This window comes from Mucilaginibacter koreensis (genome assembly GCF_054783355.1).
Genome location: NZ_BAAGQS010000002.1, coordinates 68,769 through 84,604, shown reverse-complemented (window position 1 = coordinate 84,604; position 15,836 = coordinate 68,769). Strand labels below are relative to the sequence as shown.

At 43.3% G+C, this 15,836-nt stretch carries 15 protein-coding genes; 8 read left to right on the top strand and 7 right to left on the bottom strand.

What is annotated here, in order from left to right; translation table 11 throughout:
• Nucleotides 1–112 precede the first annotated feature (112 nt).
• Complete coding sequence (locus ACYVNW_RS16935) at nt 113–628, top strand: phosphoribosyltransferase family protein (RefSeq protein WP_460681103.1); 516 nt, start codon at nt 113–115, stop codon at nt 626–628.
• 21 nt (nt 629–649) lie between these two features.
• Here ACYVNW_RS16935 and ACYVNW_RS16930 read toward each other — a convergent pair whose 3' ends face one another.
• Together ACYVNW_RS16930 and ACYVNW_RS16925 are read right to left on the bottom strand one after the other, a co-directional pair.
• Nucleotides 650–1,072 carry a hypothetical protein gene (locus ACYVNW_RS16930; RefSeq protein ID WP_460681102.1) on the bottom strand — a complete coding sequence of 141 codons (423 nt, stop codon included), beginning with the start codon at nt 1,070–1,072 and terminating at the stop codon, nt 650–652.
• A 247-nt stretch (nt 1,073–1,319) separates the two neighbouring features.
• Nucleotides 1,320–3,821, bottom strand: coding sequence for a M1 family aminopeptidase (locus ACYVNW_RS16925; RefSeq protein ID WP_460681101.1), 2,502 nt, complete (start codon nt 3,819–3,821; stop codon nt 1,320–1,322).
• 318 nt (nt 3,822–4,139) lie between these two features.
• Here ACYVNW_RS16925 and ACYVNW_RS16920 point away from each other — a divergent pair, with 318 nt between their 5' ends.
• On the top strand, nt 4,140–6,560 hold the full coding sequence (locus ACYVNW_RS16920) for an ABC transporter permease (protein WP_460681100.1): 2,421 nt from the start codon (nt 4,140–4,142) through the stop codon (nt 6,558–6,560).
• Between the two features lie 82 nt (nt 6,561–6,642).
• Here ACYVNW_RS16920 and ACYVNW_RS16915 read toward each other — a convergent pair whose 3' ends face one another.
• On the bottom strand, nt 6,643–7,053 hold the full coding sequence (locus ACYVNW_RS16915) for a BrxA/BrxB family bacilliredoxin (protein ID WP_460681099.1): 411 nt from the start codon (nt 7,051–7,053) through the stop codon (nt 6,643–6,645).
• Between the two features lie 187 nt (nt 7,054–7,240).
• Here ACYVNW_RS16915 and ACYVNW_RS16910 point away from each other — a divergent pair, with 187 nt between their 5' ends.
• From ACYVNW_RS16910 to ACYVNW_RS16900, 3 genes are all read left to right on the top strand, one after another.
• Nucleotides 7,241–8,122, top strand: coding sequence for a M23 family metallopeptidase (locus ACYVNW_RS16910; RefSeq protein ID WP_460681098.1), 882 nt, complete (start codon nt 7,241–7,243; stop codon nt 8,120–8,122).
• 148 nt (nt 8,123–8,270) lie between these two features.
• Entirely contained in the window at nt 8,271–9,587 is a 1,317-nt protein-coding gene (gene ahcY, locus ACYVNW_RS16905; protein WP_460681097.1) for an adenosylhomocysteinase, read from the top strand.
• 144 nt (nt 9,588–9,731) lie between these two features.
• Nucleotides 9,732–9,971 carry a hypothetical protein gene (locus ACYVNW_RS16900; protein ID WP_460681096.1) on the top strand — a complete coding sequence of 80 codons (240 nt, stop codon included), beginning with the start codon at nt 9,732–9,734 and terminating at the stop codon, nt 9,969–9,971.
• A gap of 97 nt (nt 9,972–10,068) precedes the next feature.
• On the opposite strand, the gene ACYVNW_RS16895 is transcribed toward ACYVNW_RS16900, so the two are convergent.
• Together ACYVNW_RS16895 and ACYVNW_RS16890 are read right to left on the bottom strand one after the other, a co-directional pair.
• A complete protein-coding gene (locus ACYVNW_RS16895) occupies nt 10,069–10,500 on the bottom strand; it encodes a DUF983 domain-containing protein (RefSeq protein ID WP_460681095.1) in 432 nt (143 codons plus the stop codon).
• Nucleotides 10,481–11,380 (bottom strand): helix-turn-helix domain-containing protein, encoded by a 900-nt coding sequence (locus tag ACYVNW_RS16890; protein WP_460681094.1) that lies wholly within the window; start codon nt 11,378–11,380, stop codon nt 10,481–10,483. The genes ACYVNW_RS16895 and ACYVNW_RS16890 overlap by 20 nt, the downstream gene beginning before the upstream one ends.
• A gap of 236 nt (nt 11,381–11,616) precedes the next feature.
• Between ACYVNW_RS16890 and ACYVNW_RS16885 the strand changes: the two genes are divergently transcribed.
• Both ACYVNW_RS16885 and lepB read left to right on the top strand, forming a co-directional pair.
• Nucleotides 11,617–11,907, top strand: coding sequence for a hypothetical protein (locus tag ACYVNW_RS16885; RefSeq protein WP_460681093.1), 291 nt, complete (start codon nt 11,617–11,619; stop codon nt 11,905–11,907).
• 151 nt (nt 11,908–12,058) lie between these two features.
• Entirely contained in the window at nt 12,059–13,174 is a 1,116-nt protein-coding gene (lepB, locus tag ACYVNW_RS16880; protein WP_460681092.1) for a signal peptidase I, read from the top strand.
• Between the two features lie 70 nt (nt 13,175–13,244).
• On the opposite strand, the gene ACYVNW_RS16875 is transcribed toward lepB, so the two are convergent.
• Together ACYVNW_RS16875 and ACYVNW_RS16870 are read right to left on the bottom strand one after the other, a co-directional pair.
• Nucleotides 13,245–13,913: an NAD-dependent epimerase/dehydratase family protein gene (locus tag ACYVNW_RS16875; RefSeq protein ID WP_460681091.1), complete on the bottom strand. Its 669-nt coding sequence runs from the start codon at nt 13,911–13,913 to the stop codon at nt 13,245–13,247.
• A 106-nt stretch (nt 13,914–14,019) separates the two neighbouring features.
• Nucleotides 14,020–15,012: a polysaccharide deacetylase family protein gene (locus tag ACYVNW_RS16870; RefSeq protein ID WP_460681090.1), complete on the bottom strand. Its 993-nt coding sequence runs from the start codon at nt 15,010–15,012 to the stop codon at nt 14,020–14,022.
• An 86-nt stretch (nt 15,013–15,098) separates the two neighbouring features.
• Here ACYVNW_RS16870 and ACYVNW_RS16865 point away from each other — a divergent pair, with 86 nt between their 5' ends.
• A complete protein-coding gene (locus ACYVNW_RS16865; protein ID WP_460681089.1) occupies nt 15,099–15,830 on the top strand; it encodes a pyridoxine 5'-phosphate synthase in 732 nt (243 codons plus the stop codon).
• Nucleotides 15,831–15,836 lie beyond the last annotated feature (6 nt).

Sequence of the window (15,836 nt, the reverse complement as noted above, 5' to 3'; positions counted from 1 at the left end):
AATCTTCTTCAAGCGATAAATCTGCAACAGAGTAACTTGATGAAGAAGATTTCTCGCTATCGCTCGAAATGACAGGAACTTTAATAAATTCGCAACAGCAATCATTATTACCATGCCAGACAAAAAACTGCTTATTCTTAACCATCAGCAAATACAGCAAAAGCTGGACAGGATTGCCTACCAGATACTGGAAGACAACCTGGAAGAGCAGGAATTGGTAATTGCCGGTATTTTGCCCCAAGGCAGCCTGATTGCACGCCGGTTAAAAGACCGTTTAGATGAAATTGCACCGTTTAAAAGCACTTTGCTGAATATAGAAATTGATAAACACAGCAGCAGCCTGAATGCCCGCACAGATGCAGATATTAACACCTGCAGCAACAAGGCAGTAGTTTTGGTAGATGATGTGCTAAACAGTGGCAAAACACTGGCCTATGGTTTTGGTGTGTTTTTAGATGTTCCGTTAAAAAAGCTGCGCACCGTAGTATTGGTTGACCGCAATCACAAAAGCTTTCCGGTAAGTACCGATTACTCGGGCATTGCCCTATCTACCGTACTCAAAGAACATGTGGAAGTAGAATTAAGCGAAACCGGCGAGGCTGATGCTGACGCCGTTTATATGAAATAATTAATAGGAACCTTCAAAAGCTCACTTTTCCACCTTGCCGTTTAATGCCGGAAATGCCAGACTATTATTAATAGTTCTATATGCGGTATCTGGCTTTACCAACTGTATTTTTTTGATGGGCATATTAAATGCAGTACTATTAGTGCGCCCCGCTATAGGCATAGGATCATCGCTGTGCAGTTTAGCCACAGGCATACGGCTGTAAAAAGCTTGAGCAGTACTACTATTTTGTAATAAGGCTGCATAAGCCTTTTGCTTTTCTAAAGTTTTCAATAAATCATCTTTGGGTAGCGGCTTTACATTAAATATGGTATCCATCAGTGTAATGGCTGCCCTTTTGCTAATTGCATTGTCCGCTTTAAGCAATTGCTTATCTTCCAATTGTTGTGCCTTAAGGTGTGCACTTACCAGCAAAACAACAGCGAACAGTAATATTTTTTTCATACGCCTCAAATGCTTATCAATGAATAAAATAAAGCTACCAAGGCTATAAGTACTATGCAATAGCAAAAATGTTAAATTTTAAAGTATAAAAAAGCGGCCGGTGTGATCACACCGGCCGCTTTTTATTTACCACCGCATTGCGAAGAATGAAGCAATCTCTTTACTTCTGCATTAGTAAAGCGCTGAAAAATTGCTTCGTTCCTCGCAATGACGTTGTTTGATACTATTTAAACAATAAACTTATGTACTATTTCTGCCCTAATTGTGCCACAGCCTGCTCGGCTGCAGTAGCCGAAGCGTTATCATTCATGGCGGTACGCTGGGCTTTGATATCGTTTAACATACCAATAACATAAGGTTGTACACCATAAGCGTTGTAGCGTGAGCCTAACTCTTTCAGCGTAGCTATACCTTGCTGTGCATACTGTGGGTTTTTAAGGCGGCCCACCATACCAGCGTAAGCACGCAGATTGGTGAATTTGGCCTGCACGCTCATATCGTCAAACTTTTGGTTTACAAAAGTCCACTCGGCATCGTTACCGCTGGCAGCATAAGTACCTACAATAGCGTCGGTTAAGGCACCACCGTTATCTTTTTCAAAGCCTTTTGCTGCAGCTAAAGCTTCGCTTGGGTTTAGAGCCACAATACCATTTAAGCCAGCTGCCTGCACAGCGTAAGAAGGGCTGCTTAAAGCCTGCTTAAACAAATTAGTCATCCCCGATGCTTTCAGTTTAGCCAATGTGTTTAATGCGGCAGCACGAACCAGGGTATTTTCATCGGTTTGCGCCAAAGTTACCAGTATTGGTTGCGCATCGTTACGTACCTGGTCATTGTCCATTTTTAAAGCACGGATAGCACGGATACGCAAACCATGGTATTTATCTTTTAAAGCAGCAATTACCACACGGCGGGCCTCTTTCTCAGTGGTTTGTTTTGCTATAGCCGCCTCCAAAGCCTCTTTACGATCTAAATAAAGTGGGGCGTTAAAGTACTGAAATACGAAATTATCCAGCGTTTTACCATCAGTTTTCTGCACCAACAGCGCTTTATCAGCATCTACGTTCACCAGGCTGGGCTGCACATCCGAGTGGAAGGTCAGTGTATCAGCACGGTCGCGCATCCATACCTCGTGGCGGGTTTTCTTACCACCTGCGTAAATGTCAATGGCCATAGGCAGGGTAAATACTTTATCCGGCTGGGTTTGCTGCAGATAAACGGTTTGCGTTTTAGTAGCTGCATCCCACTTGTAATCAATTTGCAGTGCCGGATGGCCTGAACCATAGTACCATTGGTTGAAGAACCAGTTGAGATCTTTGCCGCTGGCTTCCTCTAAAGCCAAACGCAGTTGCTGTGCTTCACCGTTTTTAAGTGCGTTTGCTTTCAGGTAAATATTTAAACCTTTGTAAAAGGCTTCGCGGCCTAAATAATTACGTAACATGTATAAAATGCTGCCACCTTTTTGGTAGGTAACCACATCAAACATGTCTTCCTTATCATTATAATGGAAGCGCACTAAATCCTTGTTCGAAGCCCCAGGAGTACGGATGTAGTTTTCACGATCTTGCTGAATGTGCGCATCGCCTTCATCCTGGCCATATTTATGCTCGGCCCAAAGGGTTTCGCTAAAATCGGCAAAAGACTCGTTTACGGTAAGGTTGCTCCAGCTTTCGGTGGTCACATAATCGCCAAACCACTGGTGGAATAATTCGTGCACAATAGTGCTGCGGCCTTCATCGTAACCGGCATCCAGCAGTTCGCGTTTGGTAGCTTGCACATACTCGCCATGCAAGGTAGCCGTGGTATTTTCCATGGCGCCGCTTACATAATCGCGCACTACAATCTGTGCATACTTATTCCAGGGGTAATCTACACCCAGGGTTTTAGAGTAAAACTCCATCACCTCCGGCGTAAAGCCGAAGATATCTTTTGCATAAGGCGCATATTTAGGTTCCAGATAATAATCTACCGGGGTGTTGCGCCATTTATCATGATAGATTTTGAAATCGCCTACTGCCATCATAAACAAGTAAGGCGAGTGCGGCAAATCCATTTTCCAGGTATCGGTACGGGTACCGTCGGCATTTTTCTTTTGGGTCACCAGGCGGCCGTTGCTCAGGGTAACATACTTAGCTGGCACCGTCATCGTAATTTCCTCGGTAGTCTTCTGGTTCGGCTTGTCAATGGTCGGGAACCAGGCTGACGAGCTTTCGCTTTCACCCTGTGTCCAGATTTGCACCGGCTTGCCTTTTACAGCGCTATCGGGGTTAATGAAATATAAACCTTTGGCATCGCTGATGGCAGCACTACCTTCTACCTTTAATTCGTCGGGCTTGGCAGTGTAATCAATGTATATGGTGTACTGCTCGTTATTACGATATACTTTGTCTAATTGAATTGCCAATGAAAGGCCATCATCGTACTTATATTTTAACGGTACATTTTTGCCGTTTTTTACTACTGCAATGGTTTTTATATCCATTCCTTTCGCATCCAGGCGCAGGGTATCAGTAGGGTACATATGTGGCTTTAAGGTCACCCACTCTTTGCCGTACAAATAGCGTTTTTTATAATCGAACCGTACATCAAGTTTGGTATTCACCAAATCATTAATTTTGGGGGCAGTCGCACGGTAAATTTTTAATACCGGGTTAGGTGGCTCAGGTGCTACACTCTGTGCAAAAGCGCCCTGGGTATGCAGGCCGGCCACAAACATGGCGGCGGCTACAAAGGCTGAGTATTTAAAGGTCATACGGATGAGTGAGTATAATTGATTAATATTTGTAGATTTTATTATTCTTACATCACAAAAGTAATGTTTTGAACGACTTTACAATTCTAAAGGAACCACAAATTGCAGCTGCGTATAACTACCTGAACAATATCAAGGATAGCCACTGCGCTCATAATTAATTCTGGCTAATTATATCCGTACACCAAGTGTCCGTTTACGAACACTTTCGTAAACGAACTTAGATCACAAAGCATTAAAAATAAGCGCCTTAATTGAATGGCATATTATTTATAACAGCTGTACAAAGTTTACATCTATTATTTTATATCCTTTATTATGATTAAAAGCTACTTTAAAACTGCCCTGCGGTTTTTACTCAAAAACAAAACGTATAGCTTTATCAATATTATCGGCCTGGCTATAGGTACACTTTCCTGCATTTACATTTTATTGTATGTGCAGGATCAGTATAGCTATGATGATTATCAGCCTGATGCCAATGCGATATACCGTGTTACCACCCAGATGGCCAGCAAAGGGGACGCACGCAAATTTGCTACTTCATCGCCCCCTATTGGCCCGGCCATGAAACGTGATTTTGCGGAGGTTGATCAATATGCCCGTGTGGTGCCTTCAATGGGAGTTAGCAAGCATTTACTCAATTATGGCCTGAAATCATTATATGAAACGGATGCCTTTTATGCCGATGCCGACTTTTTTAAAATTTTTGGTTACCATTTCGTCGCAGGTAATCCGGCCAGTGCGCTTAGCGCACCTTACTCTATTGTGCTGCAGCAATCAACAGCCGAAAAGTTGTTTGGCTATGATAACCCAATTAACAAAGTCATCACCTTTGATGACTCTTTTGGCAGGCACGATTTTAAAGTGACCGGTGTGATTGACAACTCCCTGGGCAAATCGCATCTGCAAGTTAATATGTTGCTATCTATCAACAGCGGCGGCATGGGCGACTATGTGGTAAAAGATAACACATGGTCTGGCAATAATTTCGTAAGCACTTATATCAAGCTCCGCCCCGATGCTGATGCCAAAAGCATAGAAAGCAAACTGCCTGCCTTTTTGAACAAATACGGCGGCCAGCAACTCAAAGAGTTAGGTATGGAGAAGCAGCTGCATCTGCAACCCATCAAAGCTATTCATACCACCAATGGTTTTGATGCTGAGATCAGTAAGACGGTGAGCCCTTCGTTTTTGTACACCCTTTCTTTAATTGCAGTGCTCATTCAGGTAACGGCCTGTATCAACTTTATGAATCTGTCTACCGCACGTGCCTCTAAACGGGCTAAAGAAGTGGGCGTACGTAAAGTGATAGGAGCCAGCAAATCTGACCTGATCCGGCAGTTCATCGGCGAATCCTTCCTGCTTTCCTTTATCAGCGTTATTATTGCATTGCCCCTGCTCCTGTTACTGCTCCCTTATCTCAACTCCCTCACCCAGGCCGACATTCACATTCATGCCAATAATTACACTATGTGGCTGATGCTGGCTGCCTTAGTTACGGTTACCGGCTTACTGGCGGGCAGCTATCCGGCATTTTATTTATCGGCTTTTAAAACCATTAGCGTTATCAAGGGCAATGTAACCAATCAGGTATCTGCCGTGGGTTTGCGCCGGTCGTTGGTGGTATTTCAGTTTATCATTTCTATTGTGCTGATTATCGGTATTATAGTTATCTACAGCCAGCTTAATTACATCAAGAACAAAGATTTAGGCTTCAATCAGCAGCAAAAGTTAATCTTCAGGTTTTACACAGGCAGCACACAACATAAAATTGATGGCTTTGCCAATGATTTACGGCAATTGCCGGAAATAAAAAACACCAGCCGTTCCAATGCATCGTTAGGCGAAGCCATCATGCGCGATCATGGGGTTTATCTTTCTGGCGGTAACATGACCAATGCGGTGGATGCCCAGAACATTACAACTGATAAAAACTATATCAGCACTGCAGGCATCAAACTTATTAGTGGCCGCAATTTTACTGAAAGTGATTCGGGCAAGGTACTCATTAACGAAACGATGATGCACCGCTTGGGTTTAAATGTTAAAAATGCACCTGGCACACGCTTGTATACCCAATACCTGCCTAACCCGGCTACGTACGTAGAGGTTGCCGGCGTACTTAAAGATTTCAATTTCAACTCGCTGCATGGCGATATCAAGCCCTTTATGTTTATGTATGATGACAAGCAAGGCGACATGAACAATTTAATGGTGGCTACAGATACCAAAGATTATCCTGCCCTGCTCAGAAAAATAGAACAGCTATGGCATAATGATATTCCTTCTGCTCCGTTTGAGTTTGCATTTTTGGATAATGAAGTACAAAAACAATACGAAGCGGAAATAACCTTATCACATATCATCAACTCTTTTACCTTAATTGCCATATTCATTTCATGCCTGGGGCTATTTGGCCTGGCCGCCTTCAGCGCCGAGCAGCGTATTAAAGAAATTGGGGTAAGAAAAGTATTGGGCGCCAGCACAACAGGCATTGTTAAACTGCTATCGGCCGATTTTTTAAAGTTGGTGTTTGCGGCCATCATTATTGCCGTACCGGTGTCGTGGTGGGCCATGAGTAAATGGCTGCAGGCATTTGCCTACCACATTCACCTTAGTTGGTGGATGTTTACACTGGCCGGGCTGGCTGCCATTACTATCGCTTTGCTCACTGTAAGCTTTCAGGCAGTGAAAGCAGCGCTGGTAAATCCGGTAAAAAGTTTAAGGTCTGAATAAATAATATAAAAACAAGAAAAGCCGCTCTGATTAAAGCGGCTTTTCTTGTTTTTATATCTTCCTTAGCAGAAGTATATCTGGATTAGCAATACTGATCAAAAGCATTCATCAGGTTATCGGCAATCATTTGTGCCGGGCGGCCTTCAATTTGGTGGCGCTCAATCATGTGCACTAATTTACCATCTTTAAACAATGCCATAGCGGGTGATGATGGAGGATAAGGCAGCATGTAATTACGTGCTTTTTGTACCGCATCCTGTTCCATACCGGCAAAAACCGTTACCAATTTATCGGGGCGTTTCTCATTTTGTACGGCAGCTTTGGCAGCAGGGCGGGCCATACCGGCAGCACAACCGCAAACCGAATTTACCATTACAAATACAGTACCTTCGCTTTCAATGGCATTAGTTACGTCCTCGGCATTCAACAGCTCCTGAAAGCCGGCATTGGTTAAATCGGCCCGCATTGGGGCTACTAAATATTCTGGATACATAATTATTCGTTAAAAATCTATCTGCAAAAATACAGATAATCAAACTTAAAATTTTCGGGTGCAAAAATAATAACATTTAACTGACGTTCTCGTATAAGTTATACTCATCAGCGTTTGTGAAAATTCGCAAGAATTTTGATATTGGCTGCTGACCCCTTGATTGATTAAACTTTTATTGGAACTATTGATGGACTTAAAACAAGCAGATTTAAGCAGAGGAAGTGGTGTTGGCAAAAATCAGCTCGATCCGAAAGTATTACAGATTAAAAGCACGCATTTTAACTGGTTAAAATTAAGCATCGCCGTAATTATTGCGGTGGTAATTGCCTTATCGGTTTCATTGCTGCAACTCAAAAAACAGCATGATGTACAACAGGCCGAAAATGCCCGTCTGTTAACGCAGGTAAACGAGTTGCAAAGCCAGGTAGCCGATGGTGCCAGCCGCCTGAACTTGATTACCGCTTCTACAGACAGTAATCAAACCAAAGCTTTAAGCTACATTGACGGCATACAGGCCAAGCTGAGCAAAATCAACAATTACCTGAGCCGCCGCGGTTTGCATACCATGAACTTTAAGGCGCCCAAAACCAAAGCAGATTCAAAAAAAAACTTAAATCTGAAGCTTTACGCTAAATTTAATGGCTATCTGGAGCGTTTAGTCAACAATATTGCCGCTATACCGATGGGTTACCCCCGGGTTAGCGCGTTCACTTCTTTCTTTGGCTACCGCGGCAATCCGTTTGAAGGCGGCCGCAGTGAATTTCATCCGGGTTTAGACTTTAGAGGCCAAACCGGTGATATGGTAAAATGCACTGCCAGCGGCCGGGTTGTTTTTACCGGCCGTGCGGGTGGTTATGGTAATTGTATCCGTATACAACACGCAGGTAATTTGCAAACCTGGTATGGTCATCTATCACACATCAATGTGCGCGAGGGCCAGCGCGTTACCGTAGGCGATGTAATTGGCCGCGTTGGCAGCACCGGCCGCTCTACCGGCCCGCACCTGCACTATGAAGTTCGTGTAAACGGCAAAGCAGTTAACCCAGCAAAATACCTGACTTTGAATTAAGTATACAGGCAAAATACTTTTTGATAAAGGACAAAAGATTAGGAAGTAACTTCCTTTGTCTTTTGTCCTTTATCTTTTATCCGGCAGTTGTGATGCTTGTTTCTTGATGCTGCAACAGTTATCTTTGTAGGCAAATAATTGAGATACAATGTCAACAGTAGAAACTACTTACGTTAAAAATAAGGTAAAAGACCTCTCGCTTGCCGAATGGGGCCGCAAAGAGATTGAACTGGCCGAAGCAGAGATGCCGGGTTTAATGGCCCTGCGTGCCGAATACGGCCCGTCGCAGCCATTAAAAGGTGCCCGTATTGCCGGCTGTTTGCACATGACTATTCAAACTGCTGTTTTAATTGAAACTTTAGTTGCCTTAGGCGCCGAAGTTACCTGGTCATCTTGTAACATATTTTCTACGCAGGATCATGCCGCTGCGGCTATTGCTGCTGCCGGCATTTCAGTTTATGCCTGGAAAGGGATGAACGCCGAAGAGTTTGATTGGTGCATTGAGCAAACCCTGCATTTTGGTGAAGAGCGCCAGCCCCTGAACATGATTTTGGATGACGGCGGCGATTTAACCAACATGGTGTTTGATAAATATCCTGAGCTGGTAGCCGGCATTAAAGGCTTATCAGAAGAAACTACCACCGGTGTACACCGCTTGTACGAGCGTATGCAAAAAGGCACCCTGCCCATCCCTGCAATCAACATCAACGACTCGGTTACCAAATCGAAATTTGATAATAAATATGGTTGCCGCGAATCATTGGTAGATGCTATTCGCCGTGCTACCGACGTAATGATGGCTGGTAAAGTAGCCGTAGTTTGCGGTTATGGCGATGTGGGTAAAGGTTCGGCCGACTCACTGCGCAATGCCGGTGTACGTGTAATTGTAACCGAAATTGACCCGATCTGTGCTTTACAGGCAGCAATGGAAGGTTTTGAAGTGAAGAAACTTTCTACCGCCATCAGCGAAGCCGACATTGTGGTAACTGCTACCGGTAACAAAAATATCGTTCGCGAAAACCACTTCCGCGCATTGAAAGATAAAGCTATCGTTTGTAACATCGGCCACTTCGATAACGAGATTGACATGGCCTGGTTAAACGGTGCTTACGGCGATACCAAAATTGAAATTAAACCTCAGGTAGATAAATATACAATTGAAGGTAAAGACGTGATTGTACTGGCCGAAGGCCGCTTGGTAAACTTAGGTTGCGCCACTGGTCACCCAAGCTTTGTGATGTCAAACTCATTCACTAACCAAACTTTGGCTCAATTAGAATTGTGGACCAACAGTGAGGCTTACGAAAATAAAGTGTACACCCTGCCTAAGCACCTGGACGAAAAAGTAGCCCGCCTGCACTTAGCCAAAATTGGCGTAGAGCTGGAGGTATTGGATCAGGACCAGGCTGAATATATCGGCGTTACTGTAGAAGGTCCGTTTAAACCGGAATATTATCGTTATTAAACAGTAACTGCACCTCGAATAAAAAAGGGATAAAGTTTTGCTTTATCCCTTTTTTGTTGGAAAACCGAACTGTATAGCGTTCCGTAAATATTCTTAAAAACTGGAAAGCCAACTTTTTAATTTAAACGCCGTAAAAAGTACAGGATGAAGAGCAGGAGATTGATTTTGGGCGCGATAGCTGTTGCGGCACTGATTACCGGTTTTTTGGAGTATACCATTGGCAGCCACGTTAACCCTAACGACTGGCAAAACCGGGGTATCTACACCGATATGTTAAGACCTTTACTCTTGCCGATGCTGATTGGTTTTATGATTTTGTTTGTGGTGATAGGCTTGTACTCCGCCGGCAAGCAAGACGATCAGGACATGCGAGTGTCCAATTAGAGCCATGATATTTTAAACAGAAAAGGAGATGTATTGTACATCTCCTTTTCTGTTTAATGAGCGCAAAACACCATTTCAGCATTACAACAGTTGGCAATTATGATAAACGCTCCCAGCGTCTGCGCTCAAAATGCACACCCGGTGTTAGCCAGTATAGTAAAATCACTCTTGAGTATCTGAAATTTACCGGTGAAAGCACAAAGGCGGCAGAAAACAGTATGGGGATATACACCCATGGGTTCTCACTTTGTGTTAACAAATAGGTACCAACCCCAAGGGTAACCAACAGAGCCACGTTTAAGGCATAACTCACAAACATAGCTACATAAAAATAGCCCGGCTCTATCTCAAAATGGAAGCCGCAATGCGGGCAGGCCTCGTGCATCTTTTGTCCGCTAAAACTGTATAAACCGTTGGCAAACATATTACCGGTTCTGCACTTCGGGCACTTGGCATGCAGGGCTGATTTAAGTTCGTGAGGTGGCGTATGTTCCAATTGATATTGATGATTAGTTTTTAATATTTCCATGATGTTGGTGTATTAAATTTTTTCTGAATATTTCAGGCGTATTTCCTGTTAACTTTTTAAAAAACTTACTGAAATAAGAGTTATCGGTAAAATTGAGCTGCCAGGCAATTTCAGCAATGCTCAATTCAGGGTTCACCAGCATACGCTTAGCTTCCAGTACTACCCGGTTCCTGATCACCTCGCCTGCCGATGCACCTAATAAATCATTACACAAGGCATTTAAATGGTTTGGGGTAACATATAACAGTTCCGCATAATCCTTTGGTAACCGCAACGTCTTATAATGCTGCTCAATTAGCTTTTGAAAACTGCGCAGCAGCGTATAATTGTAACCCGACAGCTGGCTGTTTTGTGTATGGCCACTTATGCGCCCGGTATAAATGAATAATTGCAGCAATAAAGCTTTTATCATATCTTGCCCTAATGGCCGCCGCTCCTCCTGTTCTTTAATCAGCTGTTCCATTAAACTGATTATCGGAGCATGCAGTTCATTTGGCAATTCAATAACCTGTTCATCAACCGTACCACTAAAAAACGGGAACTGCTCCAGATAATCAGCACGCAGCAAAAAGGATTGAAAAAAGGGAACAGAAAAATTAATAACATAGCCATCTACTTCCCCTTCAAAACTCCAGCTATGTACCTGACCGGGCACCATAAAATAGATTTGCATAAAGCTTACATCAAAATTTTGAAAGTCTATGGTATGAAACCCGCCACCCTTGGTAAATAATACCAGATGGTAAAAATTGTGCCTGTGGGCCAGGTGCAAATTTTTATGCACTTGCAAATACGGCGCAAAACGCTGTACCTGAATATCTTCTTCCTTATATTCAGAAAGTTTGCAGATATCATATACCGGAAACTCGCCCTTTGCCATAATTCAAACATACAGCCTTTTATAACATCTTTTATGGCAACAAACCATGTTTGTATGGTACTATTTACTGATGCCTCCTTTTTTTAGCAGGCATGCTATCTTTCATCTTTTAATAATTTTCCGGGTTATGGTGGATAACCTTTTGTCAGTACAGAAACTATTAATGACATTGCATGTACTATAATGATTAAAATAATGTTTACTTTTAAATAAGGAACTATAAAAGGGCCGATACTATGAAGAAATACCAGCTGATAGTTTTAAGCATTTTGCTGTTGCTTACCGGCCTGTTCGCATTCGGATACCGCTTGCCTGCGGCCGATTCAGTAATTTGGGCCAGCATTATTGCCGGCTTGATCTCCTATCGCCTGCCTTTGCTGATTGGTTTTGGCGTAATGCTGATTTTGATTATTTTGAAAAGTATAGATAATACCGATCACCATGACCACCACGATAACAGCGGCGGTGGCGGCAACCGTAAACTGCAACCGGTAAGGGTACGCAGCCATTATAACAACAGGCTGTAAACAGTTAGTTTTAAAGCAACACAAAAGGGGAATGTAGTAAGTAACTACATTCCCCTTTTGTATATTTGGCTGTGTAACAACCACACCGGTATACTATCTTATTACTTTATACGTTATTCGAGCAACCTTTAAATCAACTGCCCAATTCACTATGAACTGGAAATTTAACTTCCGCAAAACTACTGACAACAAGCCTAAACCCAAAAAGAGCATAGCCCGCGAATGGCTGGATGCTTTCGTTTTTGCCTTGGTAGCTTCTACTATTGTACGGGGTCTGTTATTCTCGGCTTATGCCATTCCTTCAGGTTCTATGGAGGGCACAGAACTGGCCGGCGATCATATTTTTGTAAGCAAATTAAGCTATGGTCCCCGTATGCCTATTACACCGTTATCTATTCCTTTTATGGAGCCAACCGTAGGCAGCAACCATACCAAAACTTATTGGGAAGGCTGGCAACTGCCCTATTTTAGGCTACCTGGTTTTAGCGAAGTAAAAAAAGGTGATGTAGTAGTTTTTAACAAACCGGCCAAAGATGAACCGCCTTACGAACGCCCGATTGATCAGCGCACCACCCTGATCAAACGCTGCCAGGCTACCCCTGGCGATGTACTCACCATTCGCGATGGGCAGGTATATATCAACGGTAAAACTGCCGCAAATGCTCCATTACAGCAAACCAACTACTTGGTTACCCTAAGCGGACAAATGGTAAACCCTCAATTGTTACAAGATTTAGGCATTACTGTAGATGGCCAAATCAGCGAAACGCAATGTGTAATGACAGTACCGTATAGCCATGTAGCCGAATTAAAAGGCATTGAAGGCATTAAATCGGTGCAAAATTACAATCGGCCCGCTGGCGAAGCAGATGAAAATGTATTTCCACACAATGCCTTATTCAAATGGAATGAAGATAATTATGGCCCGATCACCCTGCCAAAACGTGGCTGGACTATTCACCTGAATGACAGCACGGTAGCTTTATATACTGAAGCCATTACCAAATACGAGCACAATCAATTACAGCATCAAGGTAAAGACATTATTATTAATGGTAAACCGGCAACCACCTATACTTTCAAAATGAATTATTACTGGATGATGGGTGATAACCGCCATAACTCTTTAGATTCGCGCTTTTGGGGATATGTACCTGAAGACCATATTATTGGAAAGGCTGTTGTTACCTGGCTGAGTACGGATAGTGCAGCCACTGATATGTGGCATGGTATACGCTGGGGCCGCACTTTTAAACCAATCGAATAGTGCCCCAATCTATTACTTTTGGAAAGGCAATAAGTGTGATATACGCCCGAAAAGCGGCCTGTAAAATATTTTACAGGCCGCTTTTGGCTAATTGTTTAATATCCTTTACTTCGATAGTTGAACTTGAATAACCCTTCTGCAGTACATTAATCATCGCCAAGCCTACTTCTGCCAGGGTACTGGCCAGGTTGGGCGATAAAAGTTGGAGTACAGGAAACAACCACCCGATATACTTATATAGCGGCAACACGTTTTTTAAACCAGGTGTAGCCTTTATAAACCCTGGCCTGAAGTTATATACTTTTTTAAAAGGCAATTTCAATAAGTCGTTTTCAGTTTTACCTTTTACTCGGGCCCACATGCTGCTGCCTTTCTCTGTACTGTCTGTACCTACACCCGATACATAACAGAATACCATGTCCGGATTTTGCTGAACTACAGCTTTGGCAAAATTCAGGGTTAAATCATAAGTAAGGTGGCGGTATTCATCCTCTTTTTTGCCTACCGAAGTTACGCCGGCACAGAAGAAGCAGGCATTATAACCGCTCAACTGATTTACAATCGAACTAAGGTTAAACAAATCAGGCACAATTAACTCTTTCAGTTTGGGGTGATTACCGCCATAAGGCTTACGGTTTACAATCAGCACCTGGTCCACATCCGGATGCTGCAGGCACTCGTGCAACACTCCTTCGCCCACCATTCCGGTAGCACCTGTAATTATAACTTTGATTTTCATGGTATAATTCTAAATAGTGTTCAAAATACTGCTTTGCTTCCCCTTTAATCAACGCTTCAAAACTTTACTGAATCAAATTTTAACATTTGTTAATATAGTTATGCAATCACTTGGCACCGTCTTCAAATTCGTCATCTACGCTTTCGCGTAAATCATACAACAGCCACTGCTTACCGGCTATTTGTTTGGTTTTTAAGCGCAGCAAATTGATGAAATCATTCACACCTACCGGCTCGTTTCCGTTACCATGTATCAACACAATACTCCCATTTTGAGGTTGCTGCCCTTTGGCGAGCCATGCATCGGTACCTACCGGAATTAAGCCAAAACTGGTAATTTGTGATACCAGGCTTTGGTCAGATACCAAACCCGGAAAACGAAAGAATACCGAAGGTAATAAGCCGTTCTTCAGCATCGCTTGTTCAGTTAACAATACTTCATCGTTAATATTCGTTCCGGGCTCCAGCAAAAAATTCTCTTTTAATGGAGCTTTCAGGCTTACACGATGATGATAAGAGTGATTGATCCAGGTGATATAGATTTTTTGCTGTTGTTGCATTTGCTTTAACCAGGCCAGATCTTGCGGATGCTGCCGCATCCATATACCGGTAACTGAAAGCGCAATAGGAACCGGCCGCTCTACTTTACCAAACTCAGTGAACAGTGTAGTAAATATTCGCCGGTCCAGCGGCCGGTGCGAGGGGCACAGATCGGCCGTAAGGCTAATACCTATTTCTTTAGGTAAACCCCGCTCTATACCTGCATCCTGTATCTGAATTGATTTAGCCTCTGCCGATTGCATGGCCTTTACATAAGGTGAATTGCCAAGCACTTTACGCAACCGGGTTAAAGTTGCCACCTGTACCGGATAACTACTTGCTTCATCTACACGGGTAATTAAGGTTTGCGGGTTTACCATTACATAATAATTGCGCCCTGCGTTCTCAAAGCGGCGCAAAATCACCCAGTTTGTTGGCGCTTTACGTGACAATCCAAAGTAAACTTCATAATTTTTGATGTTCAGATAATTGGCCTGCGCCAGACAGGCTGATGAAATCAGCGTAAAAAGTAGAATCCAGCTTAGCTTTAGCATTTTCATATTAAGCTTTCAAATCAATTCGGGCCAAAAAATGTTTGCTATTCAAAAACGTTTAAGTTTGCCGTAGTTATTTAAACACGTAGCCGATGACCCGATTATCTGTAAACATAAATAAAGTTGCCACCCTGCGCAATGCCCGCGGCGGTAACAACCCTGATTTGATTAAAGTAGCGTTAGACTGCGAGCGCTTCGGTGCCCAAGGCATTACAGTACACCCCCGCCCCGATGAACGCCATATCCGCTACGATGATGTGTACCAGTTGAAGGAGGTTCTTACCACCGAATTTAATATAGAAGGCAATTGCGACGAGCAAAAATTTGTGGATCTGGTACTGGCTGTAAAGCCAGCCCAGGTTACGTTAGTACCTGATGCACAAAGCCAAATTACATCTAACCACGGCTGGGATACCATTGAGTATAAGCGTTATTTAACTGATATGGTAAGTTGCTTCAAAAAAGAAGGTATACGTGTATCATTATTTGTTGACCCCTTAATTGAAATGATAGAGGCTGCCGCCGAAACCGGCACAGACCGTGTGGAACTGTACACCGAAGCTTATGCCCGCCACTATCACCAAGGTATTGAACTGGCCGCTGCCCCTTACGTACAGGCCGGAGAGGCAGCTCAGCGGGTAGGCTTAGGCCTGAACGCCGGCCACGACCTTGACCTGGAAAACTTAAAATACTTTGCCGAACATGTGCCGGGTTTACAAGAAGTCAGCATTGGCCATGCCTTAATTTGCGATGCCTTGTATTACGGCCTGGAAAACACCATTCAACAATATTTAAGGCAGCTGGCATCAACGCAGCAGAGCTGATATTTT

Excerpts from the sequence above, each read along its gene's own strand:
- ACYVNW_RS16870 (WP_460681090.1), bottom strand. The coding sequence starts at position 15,012 with ATGAAAATGCTAAAGCTAAGCTGGATTCTACTTTTTACGCTGATTTCA.
- ACYVNW_RS16875 (WP_460681091.1), bottom strand. The coding sequence starts at position 13,913 with ATGAAAATCAAAGTTATAATTACAGGTGCTACCGGAATGGTGGGCGAA.
- ACYVNW_RS16935 (WP_460681103.1), top strand. The coding sequence starts at position 113 with ATGCCAGACAAAAAACTGCTTATTCTTAACCATCAGCAAATACAGCAA.
- ACYVNW_RS16925 (WP_460681101.1), bottom strand. The coding sequence starts at position 3,821 with ATGACCTTTAAATACTCAGCCTTTGTAGCCGCCGCCATGTTTGTGGCC.
- ACYVNW_RS16930 (WP_460681102.1), bottom strand. The coding sequence starts at position 1,072 with ATGAAAAAAATATTACTGTTCGCTGTTGTTTTGCTGGTAAGTGCACAC.
- ACYVNW_RS16865 (WP_460681089.1), top strand. The coding sequence starts at position 15,099 with ATGACCCGATTATCTGTAAACATAAATAAAGTTGCCACCCTGCGCAAT.
- ahcY (WP_460681097.1), top strand. The coding sequence starts at position 8,271 with ATGTCAACAGTAGAAACTACTTACGTTAAAAATAAGGTAAAAGACCTC.
- ACYVNW_RS16910 (WP_460681098.1), top strand. The coding sequence starts at position 7,241 with ATGGACTTAAAACAAGCAGATTTAAGCAGAGGAAGTGGTGTTGGCAAA.
- ACYVNW_RS16885 (WP_460681093.1), top strand. The coding sequence starts at position 11,617 with ATGAAGAAATACCAGCTGATAGTTTTAAGCATTTTGCTGTTGCTTACC.
- ACYVNW_RS16890 (WP_460681094.1), bottom strand. The coding sequence starts at position 11,380 with ATGGCAAAGGGCGAGTTTCCGGTATATGATATCTGCAAACTTTCTGAA.
- ACYVNW_RS16900 (WP_460681096.1), top strand. The coding sequence starts at position 9,732 with ATGAAGAGCAGGAGATTGATTTTGGGCGCGATAGCTGTTGCGGCACTG.
- lepB (WP_460681092.1), top strand. The coding sequence starts at position 12,059 with ATGAACTGGAAATTTAACTTCCGCAAAACTACTGACAACAAGCCTAAA.
- ACYVNW_RS16920 (WP_460681100.1), top strand. The coding sequence starts at position 4,140 with ATGATTAAAAGCTACTTTAAAACTGCCCTGCGGTTTTTACTCAAAAAC.
- ACYVNW_RS16915 (WP_460681099.1), bottom strand. The coding sequence starts at position 7,053 with ATGTATCCAGAATATTTAGTAGCCCCAATGCGGGCCGATTTAACCAAT.
- ACYVNW_RS16895 (WP_460681095.1), bottom strand. The coding sequence starts at position 10,500 with ATGGAAATATTAAAAACTAATCATCAATATCAATTGGAACATACGCCA.